The sequence below is a fragment of the Paenibacillus sp. FSL H7-0940 genome (assembly GCF_037979415.1).
Classification (GTDB): domain Bacteria; phylum Bacillota; class Bacilli; order Paenibacillales; family Paenibacillaceae; genus Paenibacillus; species Paenibacillus amylolyticus.
The window spans coordinates 3,840,064-3,859,941 of record NZ_CP150280.1 but is presented as its reverse complement, the minus strand read 5'-3'; the positions used below and the strand labels follow the sequence as shown (position 1 = coordinate 3,859,941).

23 protein-coding genes are annotated in these 19,878 nt (G+C 45.6%); 21 read left to right on the top strand and 2 right to left on the bottom strand.

The annotated features are described in order from the left end of the window. Window positions 1–51 precede the first annotated feature (51 nt). The 14 genes from MHB71_RS16990 (at window position 52) to MHB71_RS16925 (ending at window position 8,998) form a co-directional block, all read left to right on the top strand. A complete protein-coding gene (locus MHB71_RS16990; protein WP_340027021.1) occupies window positions 52–210 on the top strand; it encodes a hypothetical protein in 159 nt (52 codons plus the stop codon). Between the two features lie 108 nt (window positions 211–318). Further along, window positions 319–1,098 carry a hypothetical protein gene (locus tag MHB71_RS16985; protein ID WP_340027020.1) on the top strand — a complete coding sequence of 260 codons (780 nt, stop codon included), beginning with the start codon at window positions 319–321 and terminating at the stop codon, window positions 1,096–1,098. A 137-nt stretch (window positions 1,099–1,235) separates the two neighbouring features. Further along, window positions 1,236–1,916, top strand: coding sequence for a zinc dependent phospholipase C family protein (locus MHB71_RS16980; RefSeq protein WP_340027019.1), 681 nt, complete (start codon window positions 1,236–1,238; stop codon window positions 1,914–1,916). Between the two features lie 103 nt (window positions 1,917–2,019). Beyond that, the gene (locus MHB71_RS16975; protein ID WP_340027018.1) at window positions 2,020–2,442 is read left to right on the top strand and encodes a hypothetical protein; all 423 of its coding nucleotides are present in this window, start codon (window positions 2,020–2,022) and stop codon (window positions 2,440–2,442) included. Between the two features lie 27 nt (window positions 2,443–2,469). Continuing rightward, window positions 2,470–3,030, top strand: a complete 561-nt coding sequence (locus MHB71_RS16970; RefSeq protein WP_340027017.1) for a GNAT family N-acetyltransferase — start codon at window positions 2,470–2,472, stop codon at window positions 3,028–3,030. 131 nt (window positions 3,031–3,161) lie between these two features. Further along, window positions 3,162–3,659: a PH domain-containing protein gene (locus tag MHB71_RS16965; RefSeq protein ID WP_339188785.1), complete on the top strand. Its 498-nt coding sequence runs from the start codon at window positions 3,162–3,164 to the stop codon at window positions 3,657–3,659. Next, on the top strand, window positions 3,656–5,218 hold the full coding sequence (locus tag MHB71_RS16960) for a PH domain-containing protein (RefSeq protein WP_340027016.1): 1,563 nt from the start codon (window positions 3,656–3,658) through the stop codon (window positions 5,216–5,218). The genes MHB71_RS16965 and MHB71_RS16960 overlap by 4 nt, the downstream gene beginning before the upstream one ends. Window positions 5,219–5,299: 81 nt before the next feature. Next, on the top strand, window positions 5,300–6,076 hold the full coding sequence (locus MHB71_RS16955) for a Cof-type HAD-IIB family hydrolase (RefSeq protein ID WP_340027014.1): 777 nt from the start codon (window positions 5,300–5,302) through the stop codon (window positions 6,074–6,076). Between the two features lie 109 nt (window positions 6,077–6,185). Continuing rightward, window positions 6,186–6,356, top strand: coding sequence for a YHYH domain-containing protein (locus tag MHB71_RS16950; RefSeq protein ID WP_094030640.1), 171 nt, complete (start codon window positions 6,186–6,188; stop codon window positions 6,354–6,356). A 94-nt stretch (window positions 6,357–6,450) separates the two neighbouring features. Then, window positions 6,451–6,645: a hypothetical protein gene (locus MHB71_RS16945; protein ID WP_340027011.1), complete on the top strand. Its 195-nt coding sequence runs from the start codon at window positions 6,451–6,453 to the stop codon at window positions 6,643–6,645. Further along, window positions 6,612–6,911 (top strand): GNAT family N-acetyltransferase, encoded by a 300-nt coding sequence (locus tag MHB71_RS16940; protein WP_340027010.1) that lies wholly within the window; start codon window positions 6,612–6,614, stop codon window positions 6,909–6,911. Before MHB71_RS16945 ends, MHB71_RS16940 begins: the two co-directional genes overlap by 34 nt. Continuing rightward, complete coding sequence (locus MHB71_RS16935) at window positions 6,898–7,560, top strand: HAD family hydrolase (RefSeq protein ID WP_340027008.1); 663 nt, start codon at window positions 6,898–6,900, stop codon at window positions 7,558–7,560. The genes MHB71_RS16940 and MHB71_RS16935 overlap by 14 nt, the downstream gene beginning before the upstream one ends. A 240-nt stretch (window positions 7,561–7,800) precedes the next feature. Next, window positions 7,801–8,340, top strand: coding sequence for an NUDIX domain-containing protein (locus tag MHB71_RS16930; RefSeq protein WP_340027006.1), 540 nt, complete (start codon window positions 7,801–7,803; stop codon window positions 8,338–8,340). Further along, window positions 8,327–8,998: a DUF3298 domain-containing protein gene (locus MHB71_RS16925; protein ID WP_340027003.1), complete on the top strand. Its 672-nt coding sequence runs from the start codon at window positions 8,327–8,329 to the stop codon at window positions 8,996–8,998. The genes MHB71_RS16930 and MHB71_RS16925 overlap by 14 nt, the downstream gene beginning before the upstream one ends. 300 nt (window positions 8,999–9,298) lie before the next feature. Here the strand turns inward: MHB71_RS16925 and MHB71_RS16920 are convergent, their stop codons facing one another. Continuing rightward, window positions 9,299–10,459 carry a glycosyltransferase family 1 protein gene (locus MHB71_RS16920; protein WP_340027002.1) on the bottom strand — a complete coding sequence of 387 codons (1,161 nt, stop codon included), beginning with the start codon at window positions 10,457–10,459 and terminating at the stop codon, window positions 9,299–9,301. A gap of 386 nt (window positions 10,460–10,845) precedes the next feature. On the opposite strand from MHB71_RS16920, the gene MHB71_RS16915 reads away from it, so the two are divergent. From MHB71_RS16915 to MHB71_RS16885, 7 genes are all read left to right on the top strand, one after another. Continuing rightward, entirely contained in the window at window positions 10,846–11,415 is a 570-nt protein-coding gene (locus MHB71_RS16915; RefSeq protein ID WP_340027001.1) for a hypothetical protein, read from the top strand. 27 nt (window positions 11,416–11,442) lie between these two features. Continuing rightward, window positions 11,443–11,727 carry a hypothetical protein gene (locus tag MHB71_RS16910; protein ID WP_340027000.1) on the top strand — a complete coding sequence of 95 codons (285 nt, stop codon included), beginning with the start codon at window positions 11,443–11,445 and terminating at the stop codon, window positions 11,725–11,727. A gap of 235 nt (window positions 11,728–11,962) precedes the next feature. Further along, a complete protein-coding gene (locus MHB71_RS16905) occupies window positions 11,963–12,418 on the top strand; it encodes a PTS sugar transporter subunit IIA (protein ID WP_036669587.1) in 456 nt (151 codons plus the stop codon). Beyond that, entirely contained in the window at window positions 12,418–12,735 is a 318-nt protein-coding gene (locus MHB71_RS16900; RefSeq protein WP_017689749.1) for a fructose PTS transporter subunit IIB, read from the top strand. Before MHB71_RS16905 ends, MHB71_RS16900 begins: the two co-directional genes overlap by 1 nt. A 29-nt stretch (window positions 12,736–12,764) precedes the next feature. Beyond that, window positions 12,765–13,883, top strand: a complete 1,119-nt coding sequence (locus tag MHB71_RS16895) for a PTS fructose transporter subunit IIC (RefSeq protein ID WP_340026999.1) — start codon at window positions 12,765–12,767, stop codon at window positions 13,881–13,883. Window positions 13,884–14,094: 211 nt separating this feature from the next. After that, window positions 14,095–16,773: a mannosylglycerate hydrolase gene (gene mngB, locus MHB71_RS16890; protein WP_340026998.1), complete on the top strand. Its 2,679-nt coding sequence runs from the start codon at window positions 14,095–14,097 to the stop codon at window positions 16,771–16,773. Between the two features lie 52 nt (window positions 16,774–16,825). After that, the gene (locus MHB71_RS16885) at window positions 16,826–18,793 is read left to right on the top strand and encodes a BglG family transcription antiterminator (RefSeq protein WP_340026997.1); all 1,968 of its coding nucleotides are present in this window, start codon (window positions 16,826–16,828) and stop codon (window positions 18,791–18,793) included. Between the two features lie 168 nt (window positions 18,794–18,961). Here the strand turns inward: MHB71_RS16885 and MHB71_RS16880 are convergent, their stop codons facing one another. Beyond that, window positions 18,962–19,735: a sporulation protein gene (locus MHB71_RS16880; RefSeq protein ID WP_074094224.1), complete on the bottom strand. Its 774-nt coding sequence runs from the start codon at window positions 19,733–19,735 to the stop codon at window positions 18,962–18,964. Between the last annotated feature and the right edge of the window lie 143 nt (window positions 19,736–19,878).

The following is a 19,878-nucleotide window of genomic DNA, read 5'->3' as shown; positions in this document are numbered from 1 at the left end:
GCTAGAATAGGGAGCGGTAGTTTAATAGGTTCATTAGGAGGAATAATAATAATGATGGTTGGTTCTATAGTTACGATATTTGCAATGTTGATTAATGTGTTGTTATATGGACTGGGCGTGTATGCGCTGATCCTGTTTATTAAGCTAGCCCGACGTGGGATTCAGGCACTGGATATCTACCTGTATGAGAAACGGGGAGAGGGTTTTTAACGTTCACCATCTCACACTCGAACAGAATTATCATTTTTCTCTCAGTGTTTTATCTTTCCTGATCTAGTATGATTAACGCATCAATCCAGTAAAGAGAGGGTTAATGACATGGATGCTTTTTTAGAGCAAATTAACGAGTTAAACGAGCTTCAGAAAGACTTGGTTAGCCTACATCCTTTGTTTGCAGAACATTATCCAGTCGTTGTAGCCTATGAAGCTTTATTATATATCTATGATTATTCGTCCAAAACGCAGCAATATGAGTGGGTGAAGACGGTACCGGACGATTTATATATTCCAGATGAATGCCTTGCTGCGATGCCGGTGCATCATATGAACGGACGAATGTGTGCGATTGTAACGGATACAGCGTTCAAAGATCTGGAGCAGAAAGTTTATCTGTTCCACGAATATGTTCATTGTTATGTATATGAGAAATATGATGAGCGGATCGTCAACCGTCTTCAAATTAAGCATAAAATGGACCAGCTGAAGCGCGTAACATGGGAACTGGATTATGAGTTTCCGTATGAAGATGAAGTCGTTGTGGAACGGATTAACTCATTGTTGTCTGCTTTGAAGAGTAAAGACCTGACACAAGTACAGACAGCTAGAAAGGCGTTGTTCACTTCATTAAATGAAGAACAAGCCGAGTATTGGAGCTGGTTGGAGTGGAACGAGGGTTACGCGCGTTATATTGAGAATCTGATTCGGGCAAAATTTGGGCAGGAAAGCAACCATTTTGGAGATACTGCTCCGTTTAATCGTCTAGTATTCTATGAATGTGGATCGGAATACATTAGTCTGCTTGTGAAGGAGCACCCGGAGTACCATACGGATCTGGAGCAGCTGTTTGACCGCATGCAAGTGGAGAGAATTCAGGGTTAATCACGCATCTACGGTGAAAAAAAGGTGGAACCTAGCGAAGTCTCACTATTCCAGTGATCTGCGTTGCACCAGTAGGTTATATCGTTTCTTTTTACTAAGTATAGTAGAATACTTCCCGATAAAAGGAGATTAACTCTATGCCGTTACCTATGGTTCATCTCAATATCGCTAATCTGATTGCAGACTCGCTGCAAATGCAGACTGATCGAGGTTCATTCTATCTGGGGAACATCGCCCCGGATTCCATACATATGCGCGAAGGTACAACCAGAGATGATAAGGAATACACCCATTTTAACCCGAAAGATGATGGAGATTATGTTGGTGAACTGAAGGATCTCTACTCAAGCTATATGCAACAACTTACCGATGAAGGATGGAAGTGGTTTGTGCGAGGATACTTTATGCATGTGCTAACAGACTATTACTGGTTCCGTAGTGTGCATCCCGAATTCGTCGAACGGGTCAACAAGGTAGACCATCATACAGGCAGTAGCAGATCGAAGGATGAACTAGCGCGTTTATATTATCAGGAGACGGACCAGATCGATTTCAATCTCTATCAAAGTTCAAGCTGGAGCGAAGAGGTATGGCAGGTGCTCAACAGCTCACCGGGTTATGACATGACGGATCGTTTAACTGCTGATGAGATTGTACGCTGGCGGGACCACACGTTTTCTTTTCTTAATGGGGAAGAACCGGGAATTACTCCTGAGTTCATCACGGGTGAGAGAGTTCAGGTATTTGTGGAAGAGACCGTAGAGCGACTGATCTCTATGTTGCCTTCATGGGACCCGGAGTTACGTAACTTGATATGAATATAGATAGTTAGTGCAGTTGAGTCATTTCATTATATACTGTATTTATTACTTCTCTACTCATTACTAGTTTATTTAATACTAAGTCAGGGAGGCACGCAGTATGGTGAAATATGTAGGAATGTTGCTCGTATTTGTCATTGCCACGTTCATTGCAGGGTGTAGCAAACCGAATGAATCGAACGCGGAAGAAGGGCTTCCTGTACTGATCACTTTAACGTGTAATCCCAACCTTGCCTTGGAACCATGCCAAGATGTTGTGTTTGATCGATCTGACGAGATTCGAATCATGATGGATGCAATACATAAGGCCGAGCGTATGCCGGGTATTCTCAATTATAGTGCACAGTACGACCTGAGCATAACGAATGCGGACAGCTCGATAACACGGTATGATTTTTCATTAGGAATGGATCCCAAGATGCAAGGCCTGTTAGTAAACCTTGAAGACACGAACACTGGATATAGCATTCCTCTTGAGGATGCGAATCAACTAAGAAGGCTGATTCAGCGACGTACAGATTAAGAAGGTAAATGGAACGGAGAAGAACCTGTGGATGACAAAATTACCATTGAACCTTTGACGCGATCGGATGCAGATGGAGTGTATCAGGTGTTCGAGACAACCATTCCCGCAGCATTTGATCAGGAGGGAATAGGCTCGCTTCTGGATGATATTCAGGATGAGATAACACAGAAAAAAGCGATGATTCACAAGGCATTGCAAGCAAAGGACAACATCAAAGCAAGTGTATTTTTCCTCGTTGCTAAAATGGGGGATGTTATTGTAGGCACAATCTCGTATGCACCGTGTGGTAAGGAGATTCGAGAATGTACAGAGGGCCGGCTGAACGGTATCGGAGAACTGGGTAGCCTGTATGTGTTGCCCGAGGTTCAAGGACAGGGGGTTGGTTCGGCGCTCATTCTTGCTCTGGTTACTGAACTGCAACGGCTGGGAATTCAGCAATTTTGCCTGGATAGCGGTTACCAGATCGCACAGAAGAAGTGGCAACGCAAATTCGGTGAACCCTATGTGGTGGCGAACAACTATTGGGGCGAAGGAACAGATCATATGGTATGGCTGTGTGAAGTACAGGATTTTATAGTAAAATGAATGAACAAAAGAGATGACGACCTGTATTGTATAGGGGTCATCTCTTTATCTTTTTGCATCGATCGTGGACGATTGTTCGTACAGTGTACCATGTGTATTTTTATGTACCCGAGGAAAAAAGGAGTGAACATATGTCAATACAGTGGAATACACCCAAACAACGGCTGTCCCCTCACGCGGTAAACTTGTGGAGAATTAGCGCCATCATATGGAATGTAATAGGTTTCCTGATCCTTGCCGTACTGTTAATACTCGACTCCATCTATGGATGGAAGACGTGGATTGGTTGGATTTTGTGGGGCGTTACGGCCATATCGGTGCTCTATGCGGTGTGGGACATTTTCATCCAGCCGTCATGGTTATACAAGCATTGGTACTATGATGTGAATGAGGAGTTCCTGCAACTGAAGCGTGGGGCGCTAACCAAGGTACATCAGATCATCCCCATGGCGAAAGTGCAATCGGTTACAACAAATCAGGGACCTTTAATGCGAAAATATGGACTCTATTCCGTATCGGTTGGCACGATGGGTTCATCGCATGAAATCCCGGCATTGCCAGAGGAAGTCGCACTTGCACTCCGTCATCAGATTGCGTCCTATGCGCGAATTAATGAGGTGGATGAATGATCGATATGAAGCGACATCATCCATTAACCATGCTGTGGAGCTTGTGGAAACGGGTAAAGAATTGGTTTGCCATCGTCCTTTTTTTGTTTGTTTTCCGTCAGGGCTCGGAGTCCCAATGGATATTCTATGGAAGAATCGCTTTTTATGTAGGTGTCTCCCTTAGCATCCTGTCCATGATCCTGAAGTGGTTCACCTCGCGTTATGCAGCAGACGATACAGCCTTTCATATCTATAGTGGTGTGTTTAACCGTACTCGAAGAACGATACCTTATACGAAGGTCCAGAATGTGAATCGTCATACAACGTTGTTTCATCGGTTATTCAGGGTGACGTCGATTCGATTCGAGACCGGAATTAAGGGAGAAGATGCTACCTTTCAGTTACACGTTGTTTCACTTTCCGAAGCGGAACAGCTGGAGAAGATTGTAGCAGGTCATATGGCTGAAGAAGCAGAAACAGTAGGAGCAACAGAGGAACATGATACGTTGGATGCAGTTCAGGTTATGGAAGAGGGAGAGGCGCAATCCGAACCTGTTATAACTGATGAAGTCATGTCTCTGCCTGCAAAAGAAAAACAGGAACGGGTTGTTCATTATCATTCCACCCGCAAGGACATATTCAAAGCATCCTTTACCTCGCTTAGTTTTCTTGTACTGATTCCGGTCCTGGCTACGCTCTATTCCTGGGTGAAGGACTTCTTCCCTGATGAAGAAGTAACGGAAAGTTTGTTATTAACCTGGCTTGATTCCTGGTGGATTGCCGGTTTGATGATCTTAGTTTTATTGATCATATCTATTGCTCTGGGCATAGTCAGAACCTTCGTAAAGTATGGTAATTTCCAGATCACCTCGGATGCCAAACGGATCTATATCTCGAAGGGCATGATGGAGAAAACGTCATTTTCAATCTTGAAAGAGCGAGTCCAGGCCGTGAAAATTACACAGTCACCGATGAAAAGGTTGCTTGGATTAGCGGAAGTAGAACTGACCACTGCAGGTAGTCTGGGGGAATCCGAGCAGGAGGTGAACTCGCTCTATCCTTTCTTGCCTGTGAAGCAAGCCTATACCCTGATTGAGGAGATCCTGCCATCCTATCGGGTTACGCAGGAGATGGAAAAGCTTCCACGAATATCACTATGGCTGCGCCTGCTCAAACCAAGTTGGGGATGGATCATGATCACGGGTTTATTGTGGTATTTCAAACCATTGGTGTTTGGGCAGAAACATGCCTGGTGGATGATTTCCGCGATTCTGCTCGTGTGGATTGCAACATGCAGAGTGATGGACTTTTTCCATACCCGATACATTCTGCATCAGAATTTCATTCAACTTCGAACCGGTGCGCTCACTTCAACACTCTTCATCTCCAAACGTGAGAAAGTCATCGAAGTGCAGATCACCCGTAATGTGTTACAGCGTTGGTTTGGTGTGGCTTCCATTCATACGGTAAACCGCGCCAAACCAGTACTGCATCATCGGGCACATGACATTTCCCTGGATACGGCCAAATCATTTCAATCATGGTATATGGGACGTACCCAAGATGTTCAGACCCGTTAATTGTAGAGCAAGTGCAGGAAGACCAAACAAGGTTATTCTGTACTTGCTCTTTTTAATTGAAGACAGAGGAGGAAGAACAATTTGATTAAAGCTGTGTTCTTTGATGTGGACGGTACGTTGCTGAGCGAAATAGATCGGAGTTTATCACCGCGTACAGCTGAGTCGATCCGGGAATTGATTCCTAAAGGCGTTCAAGTTGTACTCGTCACAGGCAGGCCCTATAATTTATGCGAAGAATTCAGAAATCTCGGAATCGATACGATCATTTCGGCTAATGGGGCATTGATCAAAGCAGGTGATGAAGTGATACATAAGTCTGTACTTTCAGCACAGATGGTTAGAACATTTAGTGAGTTTGCCGAGTTGCAGGGGCACAGTATTTCATATTTTACAGAGTCATTTGATACGAACGGGTTGTGTACAGTAGATGGTCGTGTTACTGATGCCTTAAGAGATACGCTTGGACTCATGGATGCGCCGCAGAAAATCGGTACGTTGGAACAGGACGTATATTGCATTTGTTTATACGCGGATGAAGCGGAGACGGAGAAATTCCAATCCAGATTTCCTTCCTTACGATTCGTGAGATTCCATCCGTATGTAGTGAATGTGCTGGAAGCGAGCGAAGTCAGCAAATCTATAGCCGCAGAGAAAGTTCTCGACTACCTGAAGATATCCAGAGAGGATACAATGGCCTTTGGCGATGGGGAGAATGACGTGGATCTGCTAGTGTATGCGGGAATCGGAATTGCGATGGGAAATGGCGGAGAACGGATTAAACAAAGCGCTGATTATGTCACCCTGCGGGCAAGTGAAGATGGAGTCACCCATGCATTGAAGCAATTTAAGATTTTATGAGAATGGATCGGCTAAAAAGATGAAGGATATCCAAATTGTGGATTTTCATGTAGAATGATATAGCACGTATTAAGCCCTAAAGCATAGGGTGTTGATCGAAGGGTGACTCATGAAAAAGGTTGTTATCGTAATCCTGTCTCTTGTCGTACTTGTTGGTGTATCCTCTTCCGCTTATGCTCATCCAGGCAGACTGGATAAGAACGGTGGACATAACTGTTCAGCCAAATCCAAACAAAAGGGTCTGTGCACAGGTTATCACTATCACAAAAAGAAAAAATGAGAATGAGCTGTACAAGATAAACCCGGCCATCATTCAATGTATGGTTGGGTTTGCATGTGTACCATTGATTTAAAATGATGGAGGCGGTTACACCATGCAGATACAGGAGATATCGGTGTGGAATCATGACGATTTAGTGGCGATGCTGGTCGAAAGCTCCAGTGAGGGGTTCAGACATATCGAGCGATTAATCCATGAATATGAGACAGGAATCAATACATTCGAGCAAGAAGATGAAGCGCTTTTGAATGCAGAGTGCACGATAAGGTGGTTGGGATCTGCGGTCTGAACAGAGATCCTTATTCTGAAGTGACTGATACAGGAAGAATTCGCAGGCTTTATGTGATGAGAGAATTTCGAAGACATGGGGTTGGGCGCAGGCTGATGGATGCGGTTATTCATAAAGCGGAAAAACATTACGCTCGACTGGTTCTGTACACGGATCAACCGGTTGCTGGATTTTTTTATCGCGACTTGGGATTTAGAGAAGTGACGAGTATGGAGAAGATAACGCATGTACTGGAATTGGGGGAGAAGGAAGATGGATCATATTAAAGCCGTTATTTTTGATTTGGACAATACAATTCTGAACAGAACTATGACCTTTGACAGCTTCGCTCGGAGTTTGATTAAAACCTACTTTGCCCATCTTGAGTCCACGGAGGATATCCTCAAAAGAATCATTGAGCTTGATGAAGATGGGTATAAGGACAAACCCTTTCTGTTCAACGAGTTGCTGCATGAACTGCCTTGGGCAGAGCATCCACCACATGCAGAACTGATGGAGTTCTATGGCAGAGAGTATGTGCGAAGTTCAGTTCTGATGGAACAGGCGCGAGAAGTCGTTCAGCATCTGCGGGGGAAATACCAAACAGGGTTAATCACCAATGGGCAGACCGATATTCAGTATGGAAAAATCGATCAACTCGGTATCCGGGAGGATTACGACCATATTATTGTTTCAGAAGAGGCTGGAGTCAAAAAGCCCGATCCACGCATATTTCAGCTTGCGCTAGATCATTTCGGTCTAAGCCCTGAGCAATGCATCTACATTGGCGATCATCCGGTGAACGATATTGAGGGAGCGGCAAGCGTAGGCATGAGCACCATCTGGATGAAGGTCAACCAGCCGTGGCAGGACAGGATTACGACTAGTCCTTTACATACGATTGAGCATCTAAGTGAGCTAAAGGAATTGCTGTAGAAGGCGGTTATATAAATTGAATATAACATTTACACAAAACGTAGAGGACAGAAATAACCTGAAGAAGCGGAGCGGTCGCCTTTATCCCCGGATTTACCCTTTAGGAAAGGAATCAAAAAATCTGGGGATAACAGCGATCGGAAGGTTGTTCTGTCATCGGAGTGGCTAGTGTAAATATTCTTTAGTTCAGTTTAAATAGATAAGGACTACTATAACCCCAGTTTGGAAAGCGAGGAACATATGGAAATTAGACAGATGGCTACAGCGTTTTTGAGCAATGGCTCAGACATGCTGATGATGAAGAAGGCGGGTAGCAGATTGTTTGATTTTGAATTCTGGGGTGGCATTGGCGGACATCTGGAACAAGGGGAACTGAACGTACCCATGAGCGCCAGCTATCGGGAGATTGAAGAAGAGACCGGGTTCAAGCAAGAGGATGTCGAACACTTTCGGCTTCGATATATTCTGTTGGAAGTTAACGGTGGTGAGATTTGGCAGCAGTTTGTATATTTCGGAGAGACCACGCATCGACATTTTGTGCCCTCAGATGAAGGCGAGTTATTCTGGATACCACTGGATGAGGTGCTGGACTTACATTCGTCTATTCTGATCAAAGCAACGCTCAGGCACTATTTACAACATCCGGGCGCAGAAGACATCTGGATTGCCAACGTTCAGAGCGGAACAGACTTAAAGGGCACTCCACAGGTAATATGGAACAGAATGCAGGAAACGATATCATTTGAGCCAAAGGGGGTTATCGATAATGTTGAAATATAGAATCGAAAGAAAAAAATTGAGATGGATAAATTACCTGTTGATCACTGTACTGATTGCTATCATTCTTCCGAGTAGTCATGTGGAGGCAGGCAGCACGATTACAGTGAAAACGAAGGTCCAATATTACAAAGGACAGCCATACATACATTTAACAGGTGAAAATAAATCTGTGACGGATAAGCTGAACAAGACATTTAAACTTCACGCAGTGAAAGCAGCTCGCTTGGACAAAGAAGAAAAGAAATCAAACAAAAAATATTTCTACATCACCATGGCCAGTGTAAAATACAATGCAAAAGAAAAATTATCTGTGGTATATGAAGATCATGTGTACACTGGCGGAGCACATGGAATGGATGCGACAAAATCATATAACTATGATTTAAGAACGGGGAAAGAACTGAAGCTAAGCGAGTATGTTAAAGACGATACTCAGATGGAGAAGGTGGAGAAATCAATCTCCAACAGTCTATTAGCCATGTATAATGCAGGAGTTTCTATTTTTGAAGAAAATATTTATGATTTTCAGCTTGATCAAACATCTGAATTCTTTTTATATGACAAAGGTATCGTCATCCGATTCCACCCTTATGAGGTTGCACCCTACGCTAAAGGGTTTGTAGATATCAAAGTCCCGTTCAGTAAATTCAACCAATAGATTGTTTGCAATAAAAGGCATGATCCAGTTCAATGAGATCGTGTCTTTATCTATATATACAATCATTCAAAATACTCTAAATAATTTCAATAACTTCGGCTTCTATGTTTCTACATACCGTGTAAATAGCTTAACCCATTCCAAGAAGGAGGTTTTGTTATGAAACGTATTGGAAACATGTTTCAGGCTGACCGTAGCAGAGTGTAAATGCTATGGCAGCCTGAACGAGCGAACCGGTTTAATTTAGCATAGGACAGAGGCGGTAGTTATGGGTTGTTGGAAGAAGATGATTTCATCAGACTACGCTGTAATAATTCGATCTTTCGTTTGTCTGTTCCGATGTTCTATAGCCTCCTCATAATCCCCGATTAGTGTGTCAAAAATATGCTCCCACGACCGCTGCTCAGCCAGCTTTCTGCCTTCCAATCCCATCATCCTCAATTGGTTCCCGTGATTTCCCCAGAGACATATCTCCCGAATCAGTGCATCAGCCTGACCTGGCTCGAATAACACACCATTGCGGTGAGGGGATATCAGATCCTTTACACCTCCAGCATTGGCCGCCACCACAGGGAGTCCTGAAGCCATCGCTTCCAGTACCACATTGCCAAATGTCTCCGTAGAGGAAGGAAACACAAACAGATCTGCCGAAGCATACATAACAGCAAGTTCTTCGCCATGCATATAACCTGTAAAGGTGACATTGGGTGGGGTTTGCAGACGCATTTTGGGAAGAGATGGGCCGTCACCAACGATAATCCAGTGCACACGGGACTGCATTTCCTGGGGCAACTGCTGCATGGTAGTTGTGAGCGTAGCGATGTCTTTTTCCGGGGCAATGCGTCCAACGTAGAGTAGAATAAGGGGAGCGGTGATGTGGTATCGTTCACGGATATCCGGGCTGCGTTTATCAGGGGAGTACAGGTTGCAATCAATCCCGCGAGACCAAAGTTTCAGACGCTGAATGCCTTGGGTTTGCAGGGTGTTTAACGTTTCCTGCGATGGAGTTAGGGTTGCATCACAGGCACGGTGGAACCACTGGATATACTTCCAGTAGAGAGGAATCATACTTTTCAACCGGTAGTATTCGAGATAACGATCGAAGTGGGTATGGTAGGAAACAACATGCGGAAGATGGTGTTTGAGCGCATACCTCAGACCAAGCAGCCCCATATTAAAAGGCGTAGCGATATGCAACAGATCGGGTTGAAAGGTTTGTAGTTGCTTGTGTGTGTCTGCTCTGTTGGGTAGAGCAATGCGGCATTCGGGATACAGAAAAAAAGGGATGTTGGCAACCGATCGGACTTGAGTCTCATGGCTTCCTTCAATGACGGAGTTCGGAGTAAACAGCAGATGTTCAATTCTTCTGCGGTTCAGATGGTTACTCAAGCGGTGGAGCGTGCCAGCAACACCATTGGTTTCCGGAAGATAGGTGTCTGTGAACAAGGCCAGGCGCATCATTACCCCTCCCAAGACTCGTGATGCCAAGATCATAACAGCGGAACATTTTCCAGAGGTCAAGTGCATGTTAACTTGACGATATTCCCTGTAAATTGTTAAAGGATATACCATACCAACTTCCATAAGTTAAACTTATATAGCGTATTCTGATATGATGTAATAACGTGTCGGCGTAGTTGAACTTGAAATTTACACGAAACGGAGAGGGCAGAAAAAAACTGAAGAAGCGGAGCGTTCGCCTTTATCACCGGATTTTACCCTTTAATAAAGGGATTGAAAAAATCTGGGGATAACAGCGATCGGAAGTTTATTCTGACCGCGTAGTGGTCCAGTGTAAAAAACACGTTCAAACTATTTAGACAGAGAGATACAGGAGGCAGAGAAAGATGAACAAGTTACAAGAAGAATTGCAGGAGTTGTTACCACTTGATCAGCTTGAAGAGATGTCAGGTGAAGAAGTGGTGGGGAGTATTGCCATGGACCTTTATCGGGCTGAATTTGCGACGATTCGAGAAAGTGGGCCGGAACTTCCGCAAGTATTGAGAGATATCATTCTAATCATTGATCTGGATACCGAGCTGTCCATGAACGGGATGACCGGTTTCCTTGAGAATTCCAGCGGACAGTATCTGGGTGAGACGATAACAGCTATGGAGCGGATCGGCAATGATGCAGATGCCGTGATCCTGAAGAAAATAGAGCAGATGTTGTCCGAGAGCGGCGTAACGCACGGGCAATTACGAGATAATGTGAATGGCCTGTCCGAAGATGACATCACGACAAGCCTGCAAACACACGGGGAACAGATTCATGAGGTATTACAGCAGATTGAACTGGAAGCCGCGAATTTGAGCATGCAATCGGATAACGAAGAAAGCTTTGACCTGCTGTATCAATATGTGGACGAAAATAAAGAACGTTTGAAACAGGAGATGCAACACGTTTTGTCTAATTGAGTGGGAAGAGGAGGCAAAATGACAATCATGAACAAACGATTAGCGCTGGAATCCTTTTTGGTTACCTTGTTATTCATCATCGGTTTTGTAGCTTGGAATGTCGTTCAAGGCATGATCATGACCATGAATTATGTACCTGATCTTACGAACACCGCTTCTTCTGTTACCCCATTGCAATCCAAGATTGCTTTTGGAAGCCGTGTTCAATGGGATACAACATCCATGATGATGGCTGTTGCCGGATTTATTTTGCTAGCCGCCGCATATTACGGTCTTCGATCAGGAATGCAGCGTTGGACACAGCGTTCTTGATGTTTTATCCGCTTAGAGTCCATGTTCTGTACTTACTTACGCTGCCTTTGCAGCATATCAATTGAAACTCATTTACAACTGCCCTGAGTCTATTAGACTCAGGGTTTTTGCTATGGCTAATGTTTTTCCGCTTCGAAGGGGAAATTTTCTAGATCCAAGGTCAAGGAAGAATCCGTTACAATGATCTTGTAAGCGCTTATCGTTTTGGATAGAGAGAGGAGGAGAGACAGAGATCATGATTACAACCAATCAGATTTATCTCGATCAGACATTGCATAGTAAAGAGGATGTATTTGATTTTATATCTGCGGAGGCAGAGCGTTACAGCATCACTACAAACCGTGTACAACTTGCGGCTGATCTGTGGGAACGCGAACGTGTCTACTCCACCGGACTTCAGGATCACTTTGCAATTCCCCATACCCAGAGTGAAGTTGTAACACGTCCGGCAGTAATGGTCATTCGATTGCGGGAGCCCATTGATTGGGAATCTCATGACGGCAAGCCGGTAAAATATATTTTTGCCATCCTTGTGCCTAAAGGTCATGTAGACGTATCCCATCTGCAAATTATCTCTTCACTTGCCACCTTATTGCTGGAAGATTCATTCAAAGAGGCCATCGCGGAAGCGGTGCAGCCGGAAGATGTATATGCGTTGCTTCATCAATATACGGAAGGACTGGTGTCATAATGAAAATCGTAGGTGTAACGTCATGTATCGCAGGTCTCGCCCATACCCCGATGGCGGCCAAAGCATTGGAGAAAGCTGCTCAGCAACTGGGATATGAGATTAAAGTGGAACAGCAGGGAGCCATGGGGCAAGTCAACAAGCTGACGGAAGAAGATATTGCTGCAGCGAATTTTGTCCTGATTGCAGCGGATCAAACGGTGAAGGACATGGATCGGTTTGGCGATAAAAAAGTCGTACGTGTCAAAATTGGTCATGCCGTAAGTCAGGCAGAAGCGGTATTAACCAAAGCCGTCGAGGCTGTGAACGCACAAGCTTAACCCCACCTTCCACATGAGGAGAGAGTACGATGAGAAAATGGTTTGGTGAAGCAAAAACACATCTAATGACAGGTATCTCCTATCTGCTGCCGGTCATTATCGCGGGTTCCCTGGTCGTTGCCATCTGTAAAATTATCGCACTAACGATGGGCATTACTGATCTTGATCCGTACAAAGATGGAAGCGGATTCTTGCATATTTTATATCTCGTGCAAAATGTAGGGTGGAGCGGCATTGGACTATTAACGATTGTCCTGTCCGGTTACATCGCGTACTCCATTGCCGACAAACCTGCGCTGGCCGCAGGTCTGATCGGGGGGGGGCTGGCACAGCAGACCAACGCCGGTTTCTTGGGCGCGTTGATCTCAGGCTTCTTTGCCGGATACATCACCTTGTGGGTTAAAAACAAAGTTAAAATTACAGGTCCGGCCGCTGGCTCGGTACCGTTAATCATTTTGCCGCTGATTACCGTTGGTTTAACCGGATTTCTGATGGCGGTCATTCTGGGTGGCCCGCTGGGCGCACTGAATGAGTATCTCATTGCTTGGGTTCAAAACATGAGCCAGAGCGGAACCAATACCGTTGTGCTTGCCATTATTCTGGGAGCAATGATTGGATTCGATCTCGGCGGACCCGTCAACAAAGCGGCATGGATGGCAGGCAATGCCCTGTTCCTGTCCGGTGTCTATCTGCCAAATATTTTCATTAATATTGCCATCTGCATTCCGCCGCTTGGTTATGGTTTGGCAACATTGCTGATGAAGAAACGTTTTTCCAAAACCTATCAGGAAGCGGGAAAAGGTGCAGTGATTATGGGTGTGATCGGTATCACGGAAGGTGCAATTCCGTTCACACTGCGTAACCCTGCCAAAATGATTCTGGTCAACATGTTTGCCTGTGCAACGGGCGCTGCCTTGACTGCACTGCTGGGAGCACATATCATCATGCCACCAATTGGCGGCTTATATGGAGCTGTGTCAGTAGGTACCCCAATCGCGTACCTTGCCGGAGGCATTGTCGGCGCACTGATCGTGGCGGGTGGCACCATGTTGGTGAACTTCCGCGATGAAGAAGAGAAACAGCCTGCCAAGACTCAGGAAGCTTCAGTGAAGAAAAACGGGGAAGAAATCGAACTCGTTTTTGACTAAAAGTACATGTTCAAAAAGATCGGTTTTCAGTATCGAGAAGATGGGATGAAGGTAGAAATGGAGTAGCGGAGCGTAGGGGAAACTACGTGAGCAACGGACATTTCGGCTGAATTCCATCTTCGATGCTGATGATGCCAACAGGCATCCCTCGTAATCAAAAGCGGACTTTTTTTGAACAACCTTTAAAAAGCATCTGGAGGGATATAGAGATATGAGTGAAAGAAATCGTACCAAAGTACATGTGATTCCACATACACACTGGGACCGGGAATGGTATTTTACGACCTCCCGTTCCAAAGTGTATCTTGTCAAACACGTCAAGGAAGTATTGGATGCACTGGAGAATATCGATGGATTCCATTATTACCTGCTGGATGCACAAGGCTCTCTGCTGGATGATTACATCCGCTGGTGTCCCGAAGATGAGGAACGGATCCGCCAACTGGTTACAGCCAAACGACTGATGACTGGACCCTGGTATACACAGACGGATCAATTGGTGATTTCCAGTGAATCCATGGTCCGAAACCTGTATTATGGTATGAAAACAGCACAAAAGTACGGACATGCGATGAAGGTTGGTTATGTCCCGGATGCATTTGGACAATCGGCACAGATGCCGCAGATCTATCGGGAGTTTGGCATTGAACGTTTCCTGTTCTGGCGTGGTGTCTCGGATAATACGAATCCACATACCGAGTTTACGTGGGAAGGGTCGGATGGCAGTCGTGTATTTGCTGTACAGATGCCATTCGGGTATTACTACGGTGGTAACATTCCGGAAAATGAAGAAGATCTGATCCCTTATTTGGAGAAACAGATTGGTGCGCTGGAACGCAAAGCCTCCACCAAACATATCTATTTCCCCAATGGGTTTGATCAGGCGCCTGTGCGATTGAATCTGCCGGAGTTGATTAAACGGTTCAATGCACTGGATACAGAACGCAAATATGTGATGAATGAACCGGAACGTTTTCTGGCGGAGATCGAAGCGGATAGTCAGGATCTGCCTGTACTTCGGGGTGAATTAATGGAAGCCAAGCACATGCGGATTCACAAGTCCATTTTTTCCACCCGTGCGGATCTCAAGCAACAGAATAACCGAATTGAGAATCTGATTGCTAACACGCTAGAACCTGTACTTGCGATTAGCCATTCTCTCGGACATGACTACCCGCATCGTATTGTGGAGGATATCTGGAAGCTGTTGTTTGAGAATGCGGCACATGACAGCATCGGTGGTTGTAACAGTGATACAACAAATCAGGACGTTGCGTTTCGTTACAAACAGGCCTATGATATCGCACTCAATCTGCTCGACCTGCATATGCGGATGATTGCTTCAACTATACAGCAGGAGGAGACATTTGCGTTCACCCTGTTCAACACGCTACCGTATGTGCGAGGCGGGGTTACTGAGATTGAAGCTTATATTCCGGAAGAATCCTTTGTCATTCGGGATACGAAGGGACGCGAGCTGGATTACACCATTGTAGAAAAAACAGATCAGACCGATTATGTGCTTGGACAACACATTGACCTGAATCCAAGTCGCAAAGTGCATCTGCCAGAACGCGTATATCGCGCCAAATTGCTGGTGGAACTGCAAGAGGTCCCGGCGATGGGTTACACCCAGATTGTTTTTGATTTCAGTCAGGGCGCTGCACCTGTCATTGAACGACGTAACGTGGACACGATTGAAAATGAACATTTCACTATTGCGCTGCAAGCAAACGGTACCTTGCAAATTACAGAGAAGCGATCTGGGCAGGTGTATGCGGATCAAATGATCTTCGAAGATAATGGGGATGACGGAGATTCCTACAATTATTCTCCACCCGAGCGGGACCTGATTGTTTCTTCGGCAGGCAGCCAGATGAGCACAACGACCACCCAAACATCTGTATCCCAGACATTATATCTTCGTTTCACGCTGGATGTGCCCTATGATCTGGAAGAGCGGGCCGCAGGCATCACGTCGGGAGCCTTGCCAATGCAAGTGGAGATATCTCTTCGCAAAGGAGAGAAGCTGATCCGCTTCCACGTTCAGGTGCAGAATGAAGTGTTCAGCCACCGTCTGCGTGTCCTTTTTGATACAGGAATTGCTTCCGCTCTATCCATTGCAGACCAGCCATTCGGTGTCATTGCTCGTCCAACCTCATTGCCAGAAGTGGACGTATGGGAGCGCGAACAATGGCAGGAGAAACCGATCACCATTGAAGCGATGCAGAGTTATGCCGGATTAAACAATGGTTCGCATGGTATGGCTGTGATGACGGAAGGTGTACGTGAGTACGAGATTATTGGTGAGCAAATGGATACCATTGCCCTGACCTTGTTCCGTACTTTCGGTTTCATGGGTAAGGAAAACCTGTTGTATCGTCCTGGCCGGGCCTCCGGTGAGAAAATTGTGGCTACACCTGATGCGCAATTGCTTGGCGAGCTCTTCTTTACCTTTGGCCTGCATATCCAGGCTTCCGGATTCGACGAAGCGAATGTAGCTCGTGCTGCACGTGAATATTTGACACCGATCAGCAGTTATCAGCAATGCGACTTTTTGAACGGACGTCTGATCTTTGCTTTCCGCGATGAGGAACGTGTTCTTGATACAGACTACAGCCTGATGTCGTTCAGCGACGATTCCAACGTGGTGTTAAGCAGTTTCAAGAAAGCAGAGCAGAGTGACGGATACATTGTACGTGTCTTCAATCCGTATTTGTCACAGTCTGCTAACGTGAACATACACTTTAATCAGCCTGTACATGCAGAGCGTGTATCCCTTGCGGAACAACCACTGGAGCCTCAGCAGAGGTTAACCGAGGGAGAAGAGGTCGTTCGTTTGCCGGAACTCGCACATTGTAAATTAATGACGGTACTTGTATCCATATAAGGTGAGCTTTAGTTTGACACAATCCTGATCAGAAGGGAGGTCGGATATCGGTATGATTTTTCCAACTAAACGGTTGAAAAAGCTGTTCCACCTCATTCATGGTGAAGGACAGGAACAGGCTTGGACGAGCCAGGCACTTGCAGACAGGCTGGAAGTTACTGTACGTACTATTCGGGATGATCTGAAAAAGCTGGATCATATCCTTGCTGGGCATGGTGGGAGCCTGGAATCCAAGCGTGGGCGGGGTTATTCCATTCGTGTGCATGATGCGAAGCGGTATACTGGGCTGTTGGAGGAACGGAAGGATGATCGGCAAAAAGGTGCGCCAGTACCTGGATCGCCTGATGAGCGTATCCGGTATGAATTGTTCAAGCTGCTTGGTGAACCGGGTCATATCAAGATGGAAGACCTCGCTGATCAGCTGTTTATAAGCCGTGCAACAATGAACAATGATCTGAAAATCATTCGTCAGATTCTGGAGAACTACCAGCTTCAGCTTCAGATCAAGCCAGGATATGGTGTGAAAGTTGTCGGGGACGAGCACAGGTTCCGCTATTGCCTTGCCGAGTACGCCGATTCGCGAGATGAAGAACTGGGCCCCGAAGGAATGACCGTTGCACAGGAACGTTTGTTGTATCCAATTGAACCCGCGCACATCCGCGAGATCGTTATTCGCCATGTAGGCCAACAGGATGTTCGTATTGCAGATGTGGCACTGAAAGATCTGATTACGCATCTGGCTGTTATGGTATTACGTATTAAGCAGGGGCATGAACTGGAGCGATTCGAGAAAGTGGAGGCGAATGTTCAGGATCAGCAACTTGCACAGCAGATTATTCAGGATCTGGAGTTGTTATATTCCATTCATTGTCCAGTTGGAGAGCGAGATTATCTGCTGTTGCATATTGTTAGCAAAAAAATGACCACTACCGATTGGAATGGACTTCGAAGTGACCCGTTATATCTTGCTGTACAGCAAATGTTGGGTCATATCTATGATCGGTACACCTATGATCTGCGTGATGATGAACGATTGCCGAATGATCTGTATGCCCATCTGAAGCCCATGATTACTCGCCTGGAACATGGCATGAATATGCGGAATCCACTGCTGGGACATATACGTAAATATTATCCACTCGCCTATGAGATTACGATAAGTGCAGTGAAACAGCTACAGACATACGTACCTCATGAGATCAATGACAGCGAGATTGGTTACTTGGCTCTCCACATTGGTGCAGCTTTGGAACGTAAATACCAGATTCCTCATCGCAAACGGAAATCCGTATTACTCGTCTGTGGGTCAGGATACGGCACAGCCCGTATTCTTGAATCCAGATTGCGTTCTTTATTTGCAGAGCTGGAAGTCTCACGTGTAGTTTCGCTACGGGAGTACGAGGAGATGGGGAGTGTGCCCGAAGATTTGGTCATTTCTACGATCCGGTTACGGGAGCCCAAAGGCAAGCCGTCGGCTGTCATTGCTGCGATTCCATCGGAACGAGACATGGCAACGATCACTCATCTGGTGCGAACTAGTGATGAGCAGGAGGAAATGACGCTGCTGCGTTACTTTGATCCACAGTTGTTCATGTTTCGGTCCGATCAGCCTGACAAAATGACACTTATGGCTGAGATGAGCGGGGCGCTGTTGGAGAAGGAAATTGTAACGGAGCAATTCTGGCCAGCTGTGCAGGAGCGGGAAAAGATGGCTTCAACCGCGCTTGGAAGAGGTATGGCGATTCCGCATCCCATGGAGCTGAGTTCAACTCGTACGACCGTATCGGTATGTCTGCTCGAGAAGCCGATTCCGTGGGATGAGGAGAATGAAGTACATGCTGTATTTATGTTATCTATCTGCAAAGAGGATTACGAACAGGCAATGGGGATCTATGATCTGTTTGTAGAATTGATCCGGCAGGAGGAGAAGTTGGAAAGCCTGCGCTCCTGTGGCAGCTTCGATGCCTTTGCCCAACTTGTATGTGAAACGTTGAGTCTGAAAAGTACCGAAGTGTATTAATATATAAGTTCACTAAGGGTAATTCCACTGACACTCCGAGTACAGAACAACCTTACGATCGCTGTTATCCTCCAACTTTTTTTAATTCCCTTTTTGAAAGGGAAAAACCGTCCTTCATCAGATTTGTCTGATAGAGGACGGTTTTTATTCGTTAACACAAACTATAGATTAGATATGTTTGGAAATGATTTCTTCTAGTCCTTGAGCGACAGAATGCGCCCCTCGCGCCAGATGTCTTTCATACAGATGCAGGCGGACAAAGCTCTCATCCGTACCCATGGCTTCGGAGAATATTCCACTGAGTCCACGAGCGCGGCGATCGATCTGTAATAGCAGCTCCAGCGAATCGCCCATGGGATAGAACAGCACTTCCAACTCATCCAGATGCCCACGAAACTTGTTTGTTGGTACAAATTCGAATTCCTGCACAAATGGCAGATTACCGCCCAGCTTCGGCGCATAGTCATTGGTTACTTCACGGAGCTTGAAACCAAGGATATCAATTGCATCGAGCACGGTGTTCATGTCTTTGCTAGGAACAACATGGAGTCTGTCCCGGTCTGAGGGGTCTACAGCACTTGAAATATCGAGGCCCGTCTCCACCCATACCTCTGCACGATGCAGTGTAATTGGCAGATTTTCTGGGAGGTCAAATGAGAAGTCTTTCTCCAATTTGGCTCCAGGCTGTAATGTGAAACCTTCGGTGAGCAGATATTTGGCTATAACGGCTGTTTCTTTTACTTTACGATCATCGTGCTCCCGTATGTAATGGGTTTTGATTGAAAGATAGATTCGATCTACGTTCTGTTCCACATCTCCACCTTCAATGTACACAACCCCCGAGATGATTCCTCCAGGCGTGACCTCTGGTGTATGCAATTCCGTATTTACTTTGGCTGCTCCAACACCTACACTGGCTAACATTTTCTTGAAAAATGACATGCGCTCAACCTCCGGATCAGATGGTTTATTATATGGGATACATACGGCTTCGACCTTAATACGGAAGCTGGAAGAGAAGCGTTTCATATTTTAGCAAAGATATATCGTATATCCAAACAGGAGAATCGACGTACCTATGTCGA

Coding starts and splice junctions, on each gene's coding strand:
- MHB71_RS16965 (WP_339188785.1), top strand. CDS start 3,162: ATGTCAATACAGTGGAATACACCCAAACAACGGCTGTCCCCTCACGCG.
- MHB71_RS16920 (WP_340027002.1), bottom strand. CDS start 10,459: ATGATGCGCCTGGCCTTGTTCACAGACACCTATCTTCCGGAAACCAAT.
- MHB71_RS16915 (WP_340027001.1), top strand. CDS start 10,846: ATGAACAAGTTACAAGAAGAATTGCAGGAGTTGTTACCACTTGATCAG.
- MHB71_RS16985 (WP_340027020.1), top strand. CDS start 319: ATGGATGCTTTTTTAGAGCAAATTAACGAGTTAAACGAGCTTCAGAAA.
- MHB71_RS16945 (WP_340027011.1), top strand. CDS start 6,451: ATGCAGATACAGGAGATATCGGTGTGGAATCATGACGATTTAGTGGCG.
- MHB71_RS16885 (WP_340026997.1), top strand. CDS start 16,826: ATGATTTTTCCAACTAAACGGTTGAAAAAGCTGTTCCACCTCATTCAT.
- MHB71_RS16900 (WP_017689749.1), top strand. CDS start 12,418: ATGAAAATCGTAGGTGTAACGTCATGTATCGCAGGTCTCGCCCATACC.
- MHB71_RS16990 (WP_340027021.1), top strand. CDS start 52: ATGATGGTTGGTTCTATAGTTACGATATTTGCAATGTTGATTAATGTG.
- MHB71_RS16935 (WP_340027008.1), top strand. CDS start 6,898: ATGGATCATATTAAAGCCGTTATTTTTGATTTGGACAATACAATTCTG.
- MHB71_RS16950 (WP_094030640.1), top strand. CDS start 6,186: ATGAAAAAGGTTGTTATCGTAATCCTGTCTCTTGTCGTACTTGTTGGT.
- MHB71_RS16880 (WP_074094224.1), bottom strand. CDS start 19,735: ATGTCATTTTTCAAGAAAATGTTAGCCAGTGTAGGTGTTGGAGCAGCC.
- MHB71_RS16925 (WP_340027003.1), top strand. CDS start 8,327: ATGTTGAAATATAGAATCGAAAGAAAAAAATTGAGATGGATAAATTAC.
- MHB71_RS16905 (WP_036669587.1), top strand. CDS start 11,963: ATGATTACAACCAATCAGATTTATCTCGATCAGACATTGCATAGTAAA.
- MHB71_RS16975 (WP_340027018.1), top strand. CDS start 2,020: ATGGTGAAATATGTAGGAATGTTGCTCGTATTTGTCATTGCCACGTTC.
- MHB71_RS16960 (WP_340027016.1), top strand. CDS start 3,656: ATGATCGATATGAAGCGACATCATCCATTAACCATGCTGTGGAGCTTG.
- MHB71_RS16910 (WP_340027000.1), top strand. CDS start 11,443: ATGAACAAACGATTAGCGCTGGAATCCTTTTTGGTTACCTTGTTATTC.
- MHB71_RS16980 (WP_340027019.1), top strand. CDS start 1,236: ATGCCGTTACCTATGGTTCATCTCAATATCGCTAATCTGATTGCAGAC.
- mngB (WP_340026998.1), top strand. CDS start 14,095: ATGAGTGAAAGAAATCGTACCAAAGTACATGTGATTCCACATACACAC.
- MHB71_RS16930 (WP_340027006.1), top strand. CDS start 7,801: ATGGAAATTAGACAGATGGCTACAGCGTTTTTGAGCAATGGCTCAGAC.
- MHB71_RS16895 (WP_340026999.1), top strand. CDS start 12,765: ATGAGAAAATGGTTTGGTGAAGCAAAAACACATCTAATGACAGGTATC.